We start from the raw sequence: 16503 nt of genomic DNA on the forward strand, positions 1-16503 counted from the left end.
ATGAGAATACAAAAAGTTTTTTATACAGTGACATTATGTGTAACTTGCATGATAAAGAAGTTCAAGATAAGGTGAGGAAACTACAATTTAATTAAGGGATGGTGCAATGCAATTGAGGAAAATTCTTACCACAATCACTGCTATAATAGGAGCTGTAGTAGTACTTATAGTGAATGTCTATGCGAATGAGCCTATTAAAATTGGTGTCTACCTTCCATTGAGCGGTCAAAATGCATTTGGAGGACAACTTGAAATTAAAGGTATACAGCTGGCGCACAAAAAAATACCAGAAATACTAGGACGTAAAGTGGAACTTGTTATCATTGATAATAAATCGGATAAAGTAGAAGCTGCTAATGCTGTTATGCGTTTAACGGCAAGTGAGAAAGTCAGTGGAATCATTGGTAGTTATGGTTCTTCACTCTCGCTAGCAGGTGGAGAAATATCTGAAAAGGCAAGGACTCCAGCTATCGCAACTTCCTCAACGAGTCCACTTGTTACGCAGGGGAAAAAATATTATTTCCGCGCTTGTTTTATTGATTCTTATCAAGGTATAGGAATTGCAACTTATGTAATTCAAAATTTACGCGCAAAAAAAGCTGCTATTCTCAAAGACATATCAAGCGATTACGCAATTGGCCTTTCAAGTTACTTTACACGTGCTTTTAAAAAACTAGGTGGTGAAGTTATCTCAAATTTAAACTATAGTTCTGGAGATCAGGATTTTTCAGCTGTTCTCACGCAAATTATAGCGCAAAAACCTGATATCTTATTTATTCCATCCTATTTTTCTGAAGGTGCCATCATTATGAAACAAGCACGTGAACTTGGTGCAAAGTTTCTCATTATGGGCGGAGATGCTATGGATAATCCAGAAACCGTTACAATTGCAGGAAAGGCATCAGAAGGCTTCTTACATACGACACTTCCCTACAGTGTAGATATGCCAAATATGTCAAAAGCAGCACAAGAATTTACCAATGAATGGAAAGAAACTTATCCTGACAGCGAACCAAACATCAATTCTGTTTTGGGATATACAAGCTATATGATGTTCATGAAAGCTATTGAAAATGCTGGCAGTGCTGATCGTGAAAAAATTACAATAGAACTTAGCAAATTAAAAGACTTTAAAACTCCTTTTGGTGATATGTCTATGGATGAAAATCATAATCCCAAAATTCCTATTGGTATCATAGAAATAAAAGATGGGAAACGTGTTTATTTAGATGAAGTTAAACCTGCTTTTTAAAAAAATTTAAAAAATCTTATTTATCAAAATATAAGAATTGGTTGAGAATTATTTTCTCAACCAATATCTGAGAGTTTCGTATTTTATCCTGTATGAATTAACAAATGTGGAAGGACAAGAGATGAGCACCGAAATGTTCATCCAGTATTTTTTTAATGCACTGGCATTGGGATCACTTTATGGGCTGATCGCAATTGGTTACACTATGGTTTACGGTATCCTGAGACTCATTAACTTTGCTCACGGTGATATCTTTATGTTGGGAGCATATTTTGTCTTCTTTTCCACAATTAGCTTTATGCCTGCTTGGGCCGCTATTCTTCTTGTTTTTCTCGCCGTTCTTGCTTACTATTTGGTGTTCATAGGATTAAAAAAACAACCTAAAATTTATTGGATAGCTATTTTTTCCATTCTTGTTTTAGGATTCATTTATTATCTCAAAATTGCTCCACAAGATTTTACACCAATTTGGATTTTAGCCATTTGTTTTTCCATTTTTATCACAAGTGCTGTAGGTATTACTGTTGATCAGTTTGCCTATAGGCCTCTGCGTCATGCTCCACGTATCTCAGCACTTATTGGTGCAATAGGTGTTTCCTTTTTTATTGAAAATCTTGCAACTGTGCTCTTTAGTGGTGTTCCAAAGGGTGTAAAACAACCAGATTTTATTGTAACACCATTACTATGGCATTTAGGGCAAGGAACAGAAGGAATTATTAGAATTGCTCCCATGTCTTTGATTGTTCCTACCGTTTCGTTTTTTCTTATTGTGTTACTGCTATGGATTATCAATAAAACAAAACCGGGCCTTGCTATGCGTGCAATTTCACACGATATTGAAACGACTCGTTTGATGGGTGTCTCTGTTAATAAAATCATTGCATTCACATTTGGAATAGGTTCAGCACTCGCTGCTATTGCGGGCATTATGTGGGCTCTACGCTATCCTCAAATTCAACCTTATATGGGTGTTCTACCTGGACTCAAGGCATTTATTGCAGCTGTTATTGGAGGTATTGGCTCAATTCCAGGAGCAATGTTAGGTGGATTATTGCTAGGATTTATTGAAATTATGATGATTGCGTTCTTTCCTGCTCTATCTGGATATCGAGATGCTTTCGCTTTCATCATATTAATTCTGATTTTATTAGTAATGCCTGCTGGTTTAATGGGCAAAAAAAGTCAGGAGAAAATTTAATGGCACAATCAGCTAAAGTTTTCCTATCGTGTATCAGTATTTTGATTATTATCGGTTTTTTATTTTATGCCGATAGTAATTTTAATGACTATACACTTCGTGTTATCAATCTTATTGCTATTAATGCGATATTGGCGATTTCGCTTAATTTGATTTATGGTTTTACAGGAATGTTTTCTCTTGGGCATGCTGGCTTTATGGCTATTGGTGCTTATGTCTGTGCAATTTTACTGCTCTCTCCTGAACAAAAAGAAATGATGTGGATCCTTGATCCTATAGCCGAGCCATTGCTTTACTTACAGATGCCATTTTTTATAGCTGTTGTTATCAGTGGTTTGTGTGCAGCCACTGTAGGTTTATTAATTGCTCTTCCTGTATTACGTCTCGGAGGTGATTATCTTGGGATTGCAACATTGGGTTTTGCAGAAATTATTCGCATTGTTATTACAAACATGACATCGCTTACAAATGGTTCTTTGGGAATTAAAGGCATACCCCAAAATGCTACATTATGGTGGAATTATGGTTGGTTAGCATTTACAGTTATCTTCATTATTCTTTTACTGCGAAGCAATACAGGTAACGTACTGCGTGCTATTCGTGATGATGAAATCGCCGCAAAAACAATGGGAATTAACGCTTTTTTCTACCGTAGTTTTTCCTTTACTGTTGGTGCATTTTTTGCTGGTATCGGAGGAGCATTAATGGCTGCTCTTATTTCAACTATTGATCCCAAAATGTTTAACTTTCTCTTAACCTTTAATATTTTGATGATTGTTGTTGCTGGCGGACTTGGTTCGATCACAGGTAGTATTATTGGAAGCATTATTATTACAATCATGCTTGAATGGCTTCGCATTATTGAAAGTCCATTTGATCTAGGTTCTATACATATTCCAGAGATACCAGGACTCCGTATGGTTGTTTTCTCTCTTTTATTATTAATAATTATCTTATTCTGGCGAAAAGGATTGTTAGGACAACGTGAATTTTCGTGGAATTGGATTTATGGCTTTTTGACACGTAAAAAATTCTCTAAAACTGAGGAAAAGCTATGACCGACACCATTCTTTCTCTCAATAATATCGTAATGCGTTTTGGTGGATTGGTTGCCGTTAATAATATTAATATGGCAATCAAACAGGGGGTAATTACTGGATTAATCGGTCCCAATGGTGCTGGAAAAACAACAGTTTTCAATATGATTTCTGGATTTTATGCTCCCACAAGTGGGACTATTCTTTTTGATAAGAAAAAAGTTTCTGGAGCACCGCCTTATATTATTTGCAGACGTCATATTGCACGCACATTTCAAAATATTCGTCTTTTTTCAGGATTAACAGTTTTGCAAAATGTTATGGTAGGAGCACATGTCCGTCAAAAATACCCATGGTTTGCTTCTGCTCTATTTTTGCCAAAAGCAATGAAAGAAAAACGTAAGATTCGTAAAAACTCGATGGAGCTTCTTGAAAAATTACAGCTTGATCATCTTGCCAATCAATCTGCTACAACTTTACCCTATGGTGTGCAACGACGTCTAGAAATTGCGCGCGCGCTAGCAACAAAACCAAAATTGCTGCTTCTTGATGAACCTGCTGCCGGCATGAATCCACAGGAAAGCGAAGATCTTAGAAAATTCATAATAAAAATACAAAAAGAGTTTAATCTTACTATTCTACTTATAGAACATGATATGAAAGTTGTTATGGGGCTTTGCCAATATATTTTGGTCATGGAACATGGCTGTTGCATTGCTTATGGTACACCAGATGAAATTCGTAACGACCCTAAAGTTATTGAAGCTTATCTTGGCGGAGATGTCTATGAATATTCTTGAAATCAAAAATCTTTACGTTCATTATGGCGCCATTAAAGCTATCCAAAACCTTTCTATGTCTATAAAAAAAGGAAGTATAGTAACTTTAATCGGCGCTAATGGAGCAGGAAAAAGTAGCATTGTACGCTCTATTACAGGACTTAATCGATCCGTCTATGGAAAAATTATATATAAGGGCGAATCAATTATTAAAGAATCACCAGAAAAAATCTTGCGATTGGGTATTGCTCTTAGTCCTGAAGGACGGCGTATTATGCCCCATCTCTCTGTTTTAGAAAATTTACATCTCGGTGCCTATATTCGTCATGATAAACATGGGATTGCTCGTGATATAGAATGGATATTTAGCCTATTTCCACGCCTACGTGAAAGAGCAAAGCAGTTGGGAGGAACAATGTCAGGTGGTGAGCAACAAATGCTTGCTGTGGGACGTGCGCTCATGAGTAATCCTGACGTTGTGATATTGGATGAACCCTCTTTGGGTTTAGCCCCCCTTCTTGTGCGAGAGCTTTTTTCGATCATCCGAAAAATTAACGACATGGGAAAAACTGTCCTTCTCATTGAACAAAATGCATTTGCAGCACTTTCTATTGCTGATTATGCCTATATCTTAGAAGTAGGGCATATCTTGTTTCATGGTGAAGGAAAAGCAATGCTTTCTGATCCACGCGTTAAAGAAGCATATCTCGGTGGCTAAACACTACAAAACTTTGATTTATAGCGATAATTTATCATTTTGTATGTGAAATGAGAAAGCAAATATAGTAATATTCTCTCATTTCAAATCTTTTTATATTGAATCAATCAAAATCATTCACTTGCCTATCACAAGCGGAATTGGTGTGTAGATAAAAAGCCATTAAAAAAAGGAATAAAACACCTCTTATAAACTTGCCTCAATACAAAAATAATCGCAACACATTGGAATTGGCAAATGATGGTATCGGCTTGTTAGCACAATCATTAGTAAAAAAACGAAAGGCATTCTACTCTGAAGTAGATTTTTATTGTCCTATCCACCATTTCTCTGCGTTGAACACCCCCGCTGCTTGTTCTATAATATAAGCTATCTGGAAGATAACTTCTTCAGCAAAAGGTTTACCAATCAATTGCAACCCTAACGGTAAACCATTTGATGAGAGACCAGCAGGAACAGAAATTCCTGGTAACCCAGCCATATTAACTGGTACAGTAAAAATATCATTGAGATACATTGCCACAGTATCATTTTTTATTTTTTCATCAGCAATGCCAAAAGCTGGTGTTGGTGTTGCGGGTGTGAGAATAGCATCAACACCAGAAGCAAAACAGTGGTCAAAATCACGTTTTACTAATGTGCGCACTTTCTGGGCTCTTAAATAATAAGCATCATAATATCCCGATGAAAGAACATAAGTACCAATCAAAATACGGCGTTTTACCTCATCGCCAAAACCAGCTGCTCTGGTATTTTCATACATTTCAATGACATCTTTCCCCGATATACGGAGACCAAAACGAACACCATCATAACGTGCTAAGTTAGAAGATGCTTCTGCAGGAGCTACAATATAATAAGCAGGCAAAGCATATTTTGTATGAGGTAACGAAATATCGCGTATTTCGGCACCTGCTTCTTTTAACCAATTTATCCCTTGTTGCCAAAGCGCAATAATTTCATGAGACATTCCTTCAAGATAATATTCTTTTGGAATACCTATTTTCATTCCTTTAATTGATTGACCAAGATAATTTTCATAATCAGGAACTGAAAGATTAACAGAAGTAGAATCTTTCTCATCAAAGGAAGCCATTGATTTAAGCAAAATAGCACAATCACGCACATCTCGAGCAATAGGTCCCGCCTGATCAAGAGATGAAGCAAAAGCAATAGTTCCCCATCGTGAACAACGTCCATAAGTTGGTTTTATCCCGACAGTTCCAGTAAAGGCTGCTGGCTGTCGTATAGAACCACCTGTATCCGTTGCTGTCGCTCCAGCACAAAGCCGTGCTGCAACAGCAGCTGCAGAACCACCCGAAGAACCACCTGGCACAAGTTTTTCATCAGAGTCTTTTTTTCGCCATGGGCTTATTACTGGACCATAATATGATGTTTCATTAGAGGAGCCCATAGCAAACTCGTCCATATTAAGCTTACCTAACATAACGGCTCCATCTTGCCATAAATTAGCCGTTACGGTTGATTCATAATGCGGTTTAAAACCATTAAGAATATGAGAACAGGCTTGAGTATGAAAACCCTGTGTCGCAAAAAGATCTTTAATTCCCAATGGAATTCCCTCTAAAAATCCACCCTGCCCTTTAGTCAATCTGATATCTGATTCAGCAGCCATTTCCATCGCTTTTTCTGCTGTTACAGCTACATAAGCATTCAAAGTCGGATTTGCCAATTCAATCGCTTTTAAATAAGACTCTGTTAATTCAGTTGCTTTGAAATTTTTTTTTAGAAGAGCATCACGAGCTTGCGCAATTGTAAGGATTGTTAAATCAGTCATATTGGTTCTCAAATTTTAAAGATACAAAAAATTATTCGACAACTTTTGAAACGAGAAAGAAATTCTCTTCCGTAACAGGTGCGTTTGCTATAATGTCTTCCACCTTATCACCATCGGTAACATTGTCTTCACGCATTCGCAAAGTCATTGGTATTACTGATGTTAATGGCTCAACTTCACTGACATCAACTTCATGTAATTGTTTGACAAAACCTAAAATGACATTGAGCTCTTTTGTCATACGTTCTGCCTCATCATCTTGGACAGCAATGCGCGCTAAATGTGCTACCCGCTTGACTGTTTCTTGATCAACAGACATACTCTGCCTTTCTATTTGTTATTTTGAATTCTCCTATTCATATTGTGGCTATACAAGGCTGCGTTTGCAAGCGCAAGAATATTGATAGCATAAATAAAAATAAAGTATGAACCTGAAATATTAAAAAACTTATATAGGCCATATGACTGTTATTAACATAGATGAAGTTACAAAATATCTTTTGCCTGGGCAAACAATAGCAGGCTTGGATTTAGGTACCAAGACAATCGGAATTGCTATTTCTGATAAGAGACTGTTTTTTTCAAATCCACGTCCTGTACTTAAACGAAAAAAATTTACGGAAGACGCCAACACGCTTATACAAATTTTTAACCGTGAAAATGTAGGAGTTGCTGTCATTGGTTTGCCTCTCAACATGAACGGAAGCAGTGGCCCTCGTGCTCAAGCAACCAGAACCTTTGTCAGCACCATGGCAACACGTACAAAAATTCCATTTGTTTTTTGGGACGAGCGCTTATCGACAATTGCCGCAGAGCGCATCTTTTTAGAGATGGGTATATCACGTACAAAAAGGGCTCCCCGCATTGATTCGGCCGCTGCCGCTTTTATCTTGCAAGGAGCTCTCAACCGGATCAAAATCCTTCATCAAATGGAAGGATAAAGAACATTTAATAGATGCCCTGCATTATACCGTGCGATGAGCATCCCATAGGAAGATCTCCATTGTCCTCCAAGGCGACTTTCCATATAAGCATTTGCAACATGCTCTATATCCGTATAACGTAATGATGCTGCCGCAGCGGCATATGCTACTTGCTCAACAAAAAATCTACCGGCTCCCTCGTTTGCCGATGCCATCTCTACAGAAGATTTAATAATCTCAATTGCCCTTGGCCCTGCTGGCCCAATATCAACGGCAGTTTTTTCTAATAACTTCTGAAACAATCCTGGTGCTTTTTCAGCTATGAGAATTGCATCCTTTACCAATTGATTACCAGAACCATTTCTCGCAATCCGTGCTGGTCCATTGCACAACATTTGCGATAATGGATTGCCCTCCATAAAGCTTTCAATACCAAGTTGTGCAATAATTTCACCAATGATAGGAACAACTAATTGACTTACATGATACGTAATAATAGGTGTCATGATTCGTGCAAAAGCTGCTTCAGAGCGATCATTTGCCGCATTATCAAATGCCCGTGCTAAACGCAAAACTAATGCTTGTGAAGCGGCAATATCAAGCGCAATATCTGCAAAGATACGTTCTGTCAGCGGTGGTAAAGGCTGTTCTGGCATTTTTTTCCGAAAAAAATCTATACCAAATTGAAGCGCAGCACGCAAAACACCTGCTGATATAACAGATTGATCAAAACGCATCATCGTTTCGATATCCTTAATGACTTTTATTCCCTCTCCGGCATTTCCTAAAAGCCAACCACAACTTCCTTGAAAATCAACAACACCTTCTGGTGTGGAAGTTTCTCCCGAACGTTGCACTAAATGACGGATCGATATGGATCCATTTAAAGCACCATTTTCTTGTATCCGTGGGACTAAAAAGCAGCTTAAGTGACCATCTAACTCTGCACTCACAAGATATCCATCAACCATAGGGTTAATAACATTGGTTTTTACAGTATTTAAACGATAGAGATCACGCCCCATTTTTTCATCAAAAGAAATTTTCTTTACACTCGGAAAATTGAAAGAATGTTTCTCAATATCATCAAAAGCGCAAGTCAATGAAGCTGACTTTTTATTATGAATAGGCTTAGATGATAAATCATATTGACGCGACAAAAGTACATTTTGCCATTTTTTGAAAAGCTCAATATCACTAATTAATACCGCAATAGCAGCACTTGTTATAATAACTTCATTTAAATACCCTGTTTCTAGACCAGCAGATAAAGCTAAGCGAATAGCACGCGCTTGATAGCGTATCCCATTTTCTGAAGGTGTATTTTCCCAAAGTGAAGTGACCAAACCAGCCTGTCTAGAATATCGTTGAAGTTCTTGGTAAGATGAATGTAACTCCAATTGTTCTCTTACATGCCCCCACTCGTCATTATAACGCAATACTGGCCGATAATGATTCGCTAAATAAGCAAGTTCTAATGCTTCACGACTCGCTACAAAATCTCCCATTTCTTCAAAACTCGCTAATAAAAATGTAGGCAGAGTAGAAGCAACACGAAACATAAGCGTATCACTCAGAAACGCGTTTTTACGGCGGATATTTTGCACGGATACAGCACTCATAGGCATATTCCTATTATTCAAAATCATTCATATCATAGACTATTTGTCTTTTTGCAGTTAAAAAACATTTACCACACTCAAACAAATGCTTGTTTAATCTCTTTAGAGAGAGATAGAGAAGAATGCTATGACTCAAAATACTTTTTTTCCCATTTTTCCCCACCAACATCTTTTAGGTATAAAAGGTCTGAGTGTACAAGACCTTACCACATTACTTGATCGTGCCGATGCGAATGTAACTCTTTCTCAGAAAATTGATAAGAAAAAATCTCCATTGTATGGACGCACACAAATTAATCTTTTCTTTGAAGCTTCCACACGAACGCAATCCTCGTTCGAATTGGCCGGTAAACGATTAGGAGCAGACGTGATGAGTATGTCTGTTGATAATTCATCTATAAAAAAAGGAGAAACATTACTTGATACAGCTACAACACTCAATGCAATGAAACCAGATATTCTTGTTGTTCGTCATAGCTGTGCTGGCGCGGTTAATTTATTAGCGAAAAAAGTGGATTGCTGTGTCATTAATGCAGGTGATGGGGCCCATGAACATCCAACACAAGCTTTATTAGATGCTTTAACCATAAAAAGAACCAAAGGACGTATTGAAGGATTAACTATTGCCATTTGTGGGGATATTCTACATTCTCGTGTTGCACGTTCAAATATCCTCAGTCTCAATGCCTTGGGAGCGCGTGTACGTGCTGTTGCTCCTTCAACACTCTTACCTACCGAAATCGCCAATATGGGTGTTGAGGTTTTTCATACAATGAAAGAAGGTCTGAAAAGTGCTGATGTTGTCATGATGCTACGCTTACAATATGAGCGTATGACGGGTTCTTTTATCCCATCTATTCGTGAATATTTTCATTATTTTGGTTTACATAAAGAAAATTTGGCCTATGCCAAAAACGATTGCATTATTCTCCATCCTGGCCCAATAAACCGTGGTGTAGAAATTGCATCTGACATAGCAGATGGACCACACAGCATGATTCATAAACAAGTAGAAATGGGAGTTGTCGTACGTATGGCTGTCATGGAGGCATTATTAGATTCACGCTTCAAAGCAAGTGGAGAAAAAAAATGACAAAGCCAATAGTTTTTCAAAATGCCCGTATTATTGATCCGTCACGTACAATCGATGAAGTTGGTACAGTTATTGTTGAAAATGGACGAATTACAGCTGCTGGGCAAGAAGCCTTAAATCAAGGAATCCCCACAGAAGCAGAAGTTATTAATGCGCAAAATAAAGCAATTCTTCCTGGACTTGTTGATGCGCGCGTTTTTGTTGGACAACCAGGAAATGAACACAGTGAAACACTATCTTCAGCATGTCAATCTGCAGCAGCAGGTGGTATTACTTCCTTCCTTATGATGCCAGATACAAATCTGGTCATCGATAATGTAGCGCTTGTTAAATATATTATGCAGACAGCACAAGAAATATCATTCGTTAATATTTATCCCGTTGCAACAATCACGCAAGGTTTTAATGGACAAGAAATATCTGAATTTGGCATGCTAAAGGATGCAGGAGCTGTTGCCTTTAGTGAAGGAAAGAAAACACTTCAAAGTTCCTCTGTTATACGGAGAGCAATGACTTATGCACGTGATTTTGATGTTCCATTTATACACGAAACACAAGACAAAGATCTTATAGGGGAAGGTGTTATGAATGAAGGATTGTTAGCAAGTTGGCTTGGTCTTTCTGGAATACCTCGTGAAGCAGAAGTCATTCCCCTTGAAAGAGATTTGCGATTAGCAGTTTTGACACAAACACGTTATCACGCCGCACAAATATCAACAGCAATGTCCGTTGAAGCACTTTGTCTAGGCAAGCAACGAAGTGAAAAAATTTCCGCTGGAGTATCTATTAATCACTTATCTCTTAATGAGAATGACATTGGTGAATATCGCACATCTTTCCGCCTCATGCCCCCATTGCGTACAGAAGAAGACCGTATAGCAATGATTGAAGCAATAAAAGATGGAAGCATAGATATTATTGTTTCTTCTCATGAACCTCAAGGGCTTGATACAAAACGCTTACCTTTTCATGATGCAGCCTCTGGTGCCATTGGCATGGAAACTTTATTAGGAGCTGCTTTGCGCCTTTATCACAATGAAACTATCCCTCTTCTAAGATTAACTGAACTTCTATCAACTGCACCTGCAAAACTCTTTGGACTCAACGCAGGAACACTTAAAAAAGGCGCACATGCAGATCTTATTTTGGTTGATCTTGAGGAACCATGGGTCGTTTCTACAGAGAAATTATATTCACGTTCAAAAAATACACCTTTTGAAAGTGCTCGTTTTCAAGGACGTGTTCTCCAAACTCTTGTTAAAGGAAAATCCATTTTTAAACTGAAACAACAAATTTAATTGAGATATCCAATGAATGATAGTCAGACACTTTTTCAGTTCTCTACATGGTTTATTTTCCTGATTTCTTATCTCATTGGATCTATTCCATTTGGACTACTCTTTACGCGATTGGCCAAACTTGGCGATGTAAGAACAATCGGCTCCGGAAATATTGGTGCCACAAATGTTTTACGAACAGGAAATAAAAAAGTTGCTGCTCTAACACTCCTTTGCGATGTATTAAAAGGAACTTTTGTTGTTCTCGTCATAAAATTTTTAAGTCATCCGATAGAAAATAATATCATTATTTCCCTAGCTGGTTTTTTTGTCTTCTTAGGGCATCTTTTTCCTATATGGCTTAAATTTAAAGGTGGTAAAGGTGTTGCTACATATTTGGGTGTGTGCTTAGGGGTATACTGGCCCGCAGCAATTGTTTTCATTATTGTATGGATGGCATTTTTTCTATTTACACGCTATTCTTCATTATCCGCACTCGTTGCTGTTATTATCACTCCAATATTTGTTCTTTATTTTTCCGATCCTTATTTCTATTTTATGCTGATCGCGATGAGCATATTTGTATATATAAAACATTACGCAAATATCGGTAGATTATTAATTGGGAAAGAAAACAAGATTGGTACACAAAACGGGGATGAATAAAGGAATCTTGCTCACTGATCGCCAACGTCTAAATTGGTTACGGTTGTTGCGTAGTGAAAATATTGGAGCTGTAAGTTTTCGCAATCTCATTGATCATTATAAGACAGCAGAAAACGCTTTAGAAGCACTTCCTGAGCTTAGTAGGAAAGGTGGTCTTTCTGGATCAATTAGAATAGCAACATTAGAAGATGCCGAAAAAGAAATGCAAGAAGCCGAAAGATTAGGTATTCGGTTTATTGGTATAGGCGAACCAGATTATCCAACCTTTCTTAAGGTGACAGAAGCATCACCACCACTTATTGCTATAAAAGGTAATATTTCGGTTTTTCAGAAACCTTCTGTTGGAATTGTAGGCTCTCGCAATGCCTCTGCTGCTGGCAAAAAACTCACTGCTCAATTTGCTCATTTTCTTGGGAATGCTGGCTTTACAACTATTTCTGGACTCGCTCGTGGAATTGATAGTGTTGCACATCAAGCAAGTCTATTAACAGGTACAGTCGCAGTTATGGCAGGTGGAATTGAGCATGTCTATCCTCCTGAAAACAAAAAATTACATGAGGATATTATCATCAACGGTGGAGCAATTATTAGTGAAATGCCTATTGCTTGGAAGCCACGGGCCATCGATTTTCCGAGAAGAAACCGTATTATTGCAGGCTTGTCACTTGGACTCTTAATTATAGAAGCAGCCTTGCGATCAGGGTCTTTAATTACTGCACGTCAAGCTGCAGAAATGGGGCGACTAATTTTTGCTATTCCGGGCTCTCCACTTGATCCGAGATCTATTGGTACAAACAACCTCATCAAGGATGGCGCTCTACTCACCACACATCCCTCTGATATTATAGAAACACTTACACCCTTAACGCCAAAAGCCGTTAATTCTCAACTCAACTTTTTTGAGGAATCTACCCCTCTTCAACTTGAAAAGGAAAGTTTTTATTCATCTGATAAAGAGAGCAATAGCTCCTTTTCTCTTGGAGATGATAAAGAACGTACGGCTGTACTCTCTGCCCTGTCAACAACACCGATAGACTTAGATACACTCAGTACCCATTCAGGTGTTTCCTTACAAAACCTTTACCTCCTATTGGTTGAACTCGAACTTGCTGGAAAGCTTATTCGACACTCTGGTGGTTATGTGTCATTGTCGAATTTGGATCTTCTCCAAGAGCCTCAGCACTATTGATAATGCTTTGTCCTTCTTTAACAACCATATCCAAAAGTAATGCTAAAAGTGGACTTCGCGCCTGACGTGCCATCTGGTTCATTTGTTTTGACATATCGGTAATATATTGGATAACGTTTAAGTGATTTATAAACATAATATTTTATCCTTGAACATTTCCCTCCACCTCTCAACAGACCTTGTATAAATATTTTACTGTATTTTGCCGTATTTTTTGTATTAACTGCAGAAAACAAATCGTGTAAGTCCATATAGGGTGTGTTTTAACAATAACAATCAAAAGTTGTCACTAAATATTTTTTATGTGCTCTTAACTAATTGTCATTAGCTATTCCTGTGAAAGAAGTTTATAAAAAAAATTTATTTCAACATTCGGGTAAAATTATGAATATTGTTATCGTTGAATCTCCAGCAAAAGCAAAAACAATTAATAAATATCTTGGATCTCAATATAAAGTAATGGCATCATTTGGACATGTTCGTGATTTGCCTGCAAAAGATGGTTCCGTTCTACCTGATCAAGATTTTGCCATGAAATGGAATATAGATTCCGCTTCCACTAAACGTTTGAATGAAATAGCAAAAGCAGTAAAAGAAGCAGATAGCCTCATTTTAGCAACGGACCCTGATCGTGAAGGGGAAGCTATTTCATGGCATATCCTTGATGTTCTGCGTCAAAAAAAAGTTTTGACGGATAAATCTATTAAACGCGTTGTATTCAATGCTATCACCAAAAAGTCCGTACTTGATGCAATGAAGAATCCACGTGATATTGATACATCACTTGTGGATGCCTACCTTGCGCGTCGCGCTCTTGATTATCTTGTCGGTTTTACACTCTCACCTGTTTTATGGCGTAAACTTCCAGGTGCTCGTTCTGCTGGTCGCGTTCAATCCGTTGCTTTGCGTATTATTTGTGCTCGTGAAACAGAAATAGAACATTTTGTCAAAGAAGATTATTGGTCCATTACGACAGACCTAAAAACCATTCGCAATGATGTTTTCCAAGCACGATTAACACTATTTAATCAAAAAAAGATTGGTAAACTTGATATTAAATCTCAAGAACAAGCCGATCAGATTAGTCTTATGCTAGAGGAAGCAAAATATCATACACTTAGTGTTGAAGCAAAACCTACAAAGAGAAATCCTTCTCCTCCATTTACAACATCCACTTTACAGCAAGCAGCTTCTTCACAACTAGGATTTTCAGCTTCTCGCACCATGCAAATTGCTCAAAAGCTTTATGAAGGTGTTGAAATTAATGGTGAAACGGCAGGCCTAATTACCTATATGCGTACAGACGGTGTGCAAATAGCACCAGAAGCTATTGATTCAGCACGAAAAGTAATTCATGAATCCTTTGGTAGTATCTATCTACCTGAAAAACCACGTTTTTATTCGACAAAAGCAAAAAATGCACAGGAAGCACATGAAGCTATCCGTCCAACAGATTTTCAACGCACCCCCAATCAAGTACGCAATTTTCTCGAGAGTGATCAGGCAAAGCTCTATGAACTGATATGGAAGCGCGCTATTGCCAGCCAAATGCGTTCTGCTGAAATTGAACGTACAACTGTTGAAATTGAAGCACAGAAAGGAGAAAACCATGCAAATTTACGTGCGATAGGTTCTGTTATTCGTTTTGATGGCTTTATTTCTGTCTATACTGATCAACGAGAAGAAGAAAATAGTGAAGGAAATGAAGAAAAACGTTTGCCACAAATAAACACTGGCGAAACACTTACAAAAGAAAAAGTTGAAGCTGTACAACATACCACAGAACCACCTCCCCGTTATTCTGAAGCTTCCTTAATTAAAAAGCTGGAAGAGCTAGGAATTGGGCGCCCTTCAACCTATGCATCTACACTGTCTACACTTTGTGATCGTGGGTATATTATCATTGATAAACGAAAGCTTATTCCTGATGCTAAAGGACGTATTGTTACAGCCTTTCTTGAAAATTTCTTTAATCGCTATGTAGAATATGGTTTCACAGCTGACCTTGAGGAAAAACTAGATCTTATATCGGATGGAAAACTTTCTTGGAAAGATGTAATGCGCGATTTTTGGGATGGATTTAACGCATCTATTACCAATATCAAAGAACTACGTATAACTAATGTCCTTGATGTTTTAAACGTGACATTAGCACCTCTCGCTTTTCCTGTACGAGAAGATGGAAGTGATATCCGTTCTTGTCCTCTCTGTACAAACGGCCAGTTGTCCTTAAAACTCGGGCGTTATGGTGCATTTGTTGGTTGTTCCAATTATCCCGAATGCAAATACACACGCCAACTTGGTACAGATACAGGAGAAGAAAATGAAATCATACGCAATGATGAACCTGTTATACTTGGTGTTGACCCTAAAACAGGTAAAGATATCTTTTTTCGTACTGGACGCTTTGGGCCATATATTCAACTTGGAGAAAGTAAAGAAGCCAAACGTGTAAGTGTACCAAAAGAATGGCAAGTAGAAAATATAACTCTTGATAAAGCTTTGGCCTTAATATCTTTACCCCGTGAGATTGGAATACACCCCGAAACAGGCAAAATAATCACAGCCGCCATTGGGCGCTATGGTCCCTATCTTACGCATGATAAAAAATATGCACCTCTTCTCCACACGGATGAAGTTTTTGATATTGGAATCAATCGCGCTGTTACAGTACTTGCCGAAAAAAAAGAAAATAAAACAAGGCAAAGTAACAGAACAACTTCTTCTGTACTGGCAACATTAGGAGATCATCCAGAAGGAGGAACTGTAACTGTACGTAATGGACGTTACGGTCCTTATGTAAATTGGAGCAAGATTAATGCAACATTGCCAAAAGATAAAGACCCAATTACTGTAACGCTTTCAGAAGCATTAGAACTTATATCCGTTAAAGCTTCCGGTAAAAAAGCAACTTCTAAAAAAGCTTCTTCTAAAACAAAAGAGACATAAAT

Annotated in this window: 15 protein-coding genes; 11 read left to right on the forward strand and 4 right to left on the reverse strand. The window is 37.8% G+C overall.

The features are described from left to right. Positions 1 to 106 precede the first annotated feature (106 nt). The 5 genes from MCS_RS00755 to MCS_RS00775 all read left to right on the forward strand — a co-directional run bounded on the left by MCS_RS00755 (position 107) and on the right by MCS_RS00775 (position 4984). On the forward strand, positions 107 to 1252 hold the full coding sequence (locus MCS_RS00755; RefSeq protein WP_004854439.1) for an ABC transporter substrate-binding protein: 1146 nt from the start codon (positions 107 to 109) through the stop codon (positions 1250 to 1252). Between the two features lie 121 nt (positions 1253 to 1373). After that, positions 1374 to 2450 (forward strand): branched-chain amino acid ABC transporter permease, encoded by a 1077-nt coding sequence (locus MCS_RS00760; protein ID WP_004854442.1) that lies wholly within the window; start codon positions 1374 to 1376, stop codon positions 2448 to 2450. Next, entirely contained in the window at positions 2450 to 3508 is a 1059-nt protein-coding gene (locus tag MCS_RS00765; RefSeq protein WP_004854443.1) for a branched-chain amino acid ABC transporter permease, read from the forward strand. Before MCS_RS00760 ends, MCS_RS00765 begins: the two co-directional genes overlap by 1 nt. Continuing rightward, positions 3505 to 4287: an ABC transporter ATP-binding protein gene (locus MCS_RS00770; RefSeq protein WP_004854446.1), complete on the forward strand. Its 783-nt coding sequence runs from the start codon at positions 3505 to 3507 to the stop codon at positions 4285 to 4287. Before MCS_RS00765 ends, MCS_RS00770 begins: the two co-directional genes overlap by 4 nt. Beyond that, positions 4274 to 4984: an ABC transporter ATP-binding protein gene (locus tag MCS_RS00775; RefSeq protein ID WP_004854447.1), complete on the forward strand. Its 711-nt coding sequence runs from the start codon at positions 4274 to 4276 to the stop codon at positions 4982 to 4984. The genes MCS_RS00770 and MCS_RS00775 overlap by 14 nt, the downstream gene beginning before the upstream one ends. A gap of 307 nt (positions 4985 to 5291) precedes the next feature. Here MCS_RS00775 and gatA read toward each other — a convergent pair whose 3' ends face one another. Further along, entirely contained in the window at positions 5292 to 6782 is a 1491-nt protein-coding gene (gene gatA / locus MCS_RS00780) for an Asp-tRNA(Asn)/Glu-tRNA(Gln) amidotransferase subunit GatA (RefSeq protein WP_004854449.1), read from the reverse strand. Positions 6783 to 6813: 31 nt separating this feature from the next. Further along, entirely contained in the window at positions 6814 to 7101 is a 288-nt protein-coding gene (gene gatC, locus MCS_RS00785; protein WP_004854451.1) for an Asp-tRNA(Asn)/Glu-tRNA(Gln) amidotransferase subunit GatC, read from the reverse strand. A gap of 142 nt (positions 7102 to 7243) precedes the next feature. On the opposite strand from gatC, the gene ruvX reads away from it, so the two are divergent. Continuing rightward, complete coding sequence (gene ruvX, locus MCS_RS00790) at positions 7244 to 7723, forward strand: Holliday junction resolvase RuvX (RefSeq protein ID WP_004854454.1); 480 nt, start codon at positions 7244 to 7246, stop codon at positions 7721 to 7723. On the opposite strand, the gene MCS_RS00795 is transcribed toward ruvX, so the two are convergent. Next, entirely contained in the window at positions 7708 to 9327 is a 1620-nt protein-coding gene (locus tag MCS_RS00795) for an acyl-CoA dehydrogenase family protein (RefSeq protein ID WP_004854456.1), read from the reverse strand. The two genes, ruvX and MCS_RS00795, sit on opposite strands and share 16 nt — an antisense overlap. A 127-nt stretch (positions 9328 to 9454) precedes the next feature. Between MCS_RS00795 and MCS_RS00800 the strand changes: the two genes are divergently transcribed. Genes MCS_RS00800 through dprA form a run of 4 tightly spaced genes read left to right on the forward strand, consistent with a single transcriptional unit; the run spans position 9455 to position 13552 of the window. Continuing rightward, positions 9455 to 10420: an aspartate carbamoyltransferase catalytic subunit gene (locus MCS_RS00800; RefSeq protein ID WP_004854458.1), complete on the forward strand. Its 966-nt coding sequence runs from the start codon at positions 9455 to 9457 to the stop codon at positions 10418 to 10420. Further along, positions 10417 to 11718 carry a dihydroorotase gene (locus tag MCS_RS00805; RefSeq protein WP_004854459.1) on the forward strand — a complete coding sequence of 434 codons (1302 nt, stop codon included), beginning with the start codon at positions 10417 to 10419 and terminating at the stop codon, positions 11716 to 11718. Before MCS_RS00800 ends, MCS_RS00805 begins: the two co-directional genes overlap by 4 nt. A 12-nt stretch (positions 11719 to 11730) precedes the next feature. Next, positions 11731 to 12363: a glycerol-3-phosphate 1-O-acyltransferase PlsY gene (gene plsY, locus MCS_RS00810; RefSeq protein WP_004854461.1), complete on the forward strand. Its 633-nt coding sequence runs from the start codon at positions 11731 to 11733 to the stop codon at positions 12361 to 12363. Further along, positions 12338 to 13552 carry a DNA-processing protein DprA gene (gene dprA / locus MCS_RS00815; RefSeq protein ID WP_004854462.1) on the forward strand — a complete coding sequence of 405 codons (1215 nt, stop codon included), beginning with the start codon at positions 12338 to 12340 and terminating at the stop codon, positions 13550 to 13552. Before plsY ends, dprA begins: the two co-directional genes overlap by 26 nt. Here the strand turns inward: dprA and MCS_RS08605 are convergent. Further along, positions 13482 to 13688 (reverse strand): hypothetical protein, encoded by a 207-nt coding sequence (locus tag MCS_RS08605; RefSeq protein WP_004854465.1) that lies wholly within the window; start codon positions 13686 to 13688, stop codon positions 13482 to 13484. The genes dprA and MCS_RS08605 overlap by 71 nt on opposite strands. 248 nt (positions 13689 to 13936) lie before the next feature. On the opposite strand from MCS_RS08605, the gene topA reads away from it, so the two are divergent. Beyond that, positions 13937 to 16501: a type I DNA topoisomerase gene (gene topA, locus MCS_RS00820; protein WP_024864222.1), complete on the forward strand. Its 2565-nt coding sequence runs from the start codon at positions 13937 to 13939 to the stop codon at positions 16499 to 16501. Positions 16502 to 16503: the final 2 nt, after the last annotated feature.

The organism is Bartonella doshiae NCTC 12862 = ATCC 700133 (assembly GCF_000278155.1).
GTDB classification, from domain to species: domain Bacteria; phylum Pseudomonadota; class Alphaproteobacteria; order Rhizobiales; family Rhizobiaceae; genus Bartonella; species Bartonella doshiae.

What these genes read in the sequence shown, in the direction of transcription:
- MCS_RS00755 (WP_004854439.1), top strand. Translation starts at nt 107, where the DNA reads ATGCAATTGAGGAAAATTCTTACCACAATCACTGCTATAATAGGAGCT.
- MCS_RS00760 (WP_004854442.1), top strand. Translation starts at nt 1,374, where the DNA reads ATGAGCACCGAAATGTTCATCCAGTATTTTTTTAATGCACTGGCATTG.
- MCS_RS00765 (WP_004854443.1), top strand. Translation starts at nt 2,450, where the DNA reads ATGGCACAATCAGCTAAAGTTTTCCTATCGTGTATCAGTATTTTGATT.
- MCS_RS00770 (WP_004854446.1), top strand. Translation starts at nt 3,505, where the DNA reads ATGACCGACACCATTCTTTCTCTCAATAATATCGTAATGCGTTTTGGT.
- MCS_RS00775 (WP_004854447.1), top strand. Translation starts at nt 4,274, where the DNA reads ATGAATATTCTTGAAATCAAAAATCTTTACGTTCATTATGGCGCCATT.
- gatA (WP_004854449.1), bottom strand. Translation starts at nt 6,782, where the DNA reads ATGACTGATTTAACAATCCTTACAATTGCGCAAGCTCGTGATGCTCTT.
- gatC (WP_004854451.1), bottom strand. Translation starts at nt 7,101, where the DNA reads ATGTCTGTTGATCAAGAAACAGTCAAGCGGGTAGCACATTTAGCGCGC.
- ruvX (WP_004854454.1), top strand. Translation starts at nt 7,244, where the DNA reads ATGACTGTTATTAACATAGATGAAGTTACAAAATATCTTTTGCCTGGG.
- MCS_RS00795 (WP_004854456.1), bottom strand. Translation starts at nt 9,327, where the DNA reads ATGAGTGCTGTATCCGTGCAAAATATCCGCCGTAAAAACGCGTTTCTG.
- MCS_RS00800 (WP_004854458.1), top strand. Translation starts at nt 9,455, where the DNA reads ATGACTCAAAATACTTTTTTTCCCATTTTTCCCCACCAACATCTTTTA.
- MCS_RS00805 (WP_004854459.1), top strand. Translation starts at nt 10,417, where the DNA reads ATGACAAAGCCAATAGTTTTTCAAAATGCCCGTATTATTGATCCGTCA.
- plsY (WP_004854461.1), top strand. Translation starts at nt 11,731, where the DNA reads ATGAATGATAGTCAGACACTTTTTCAGTTCTCTACATGGTTTATTTTC.
- MCS_RS08605 (WP_004854465.1), bottom strand. Translation starts at nt 13,688, where the DNA reads ATGTTTATAAATCACTTAAACGTTATCCAATATATTACCGATATGTCA.
- topA (WP_024864222.1), top strand. Translation starts at nt 13,937, where the DNA reads ATGAATATTGTTATCGTTGAATCTCCAGCAAAAGCAAAAACAATTAAT.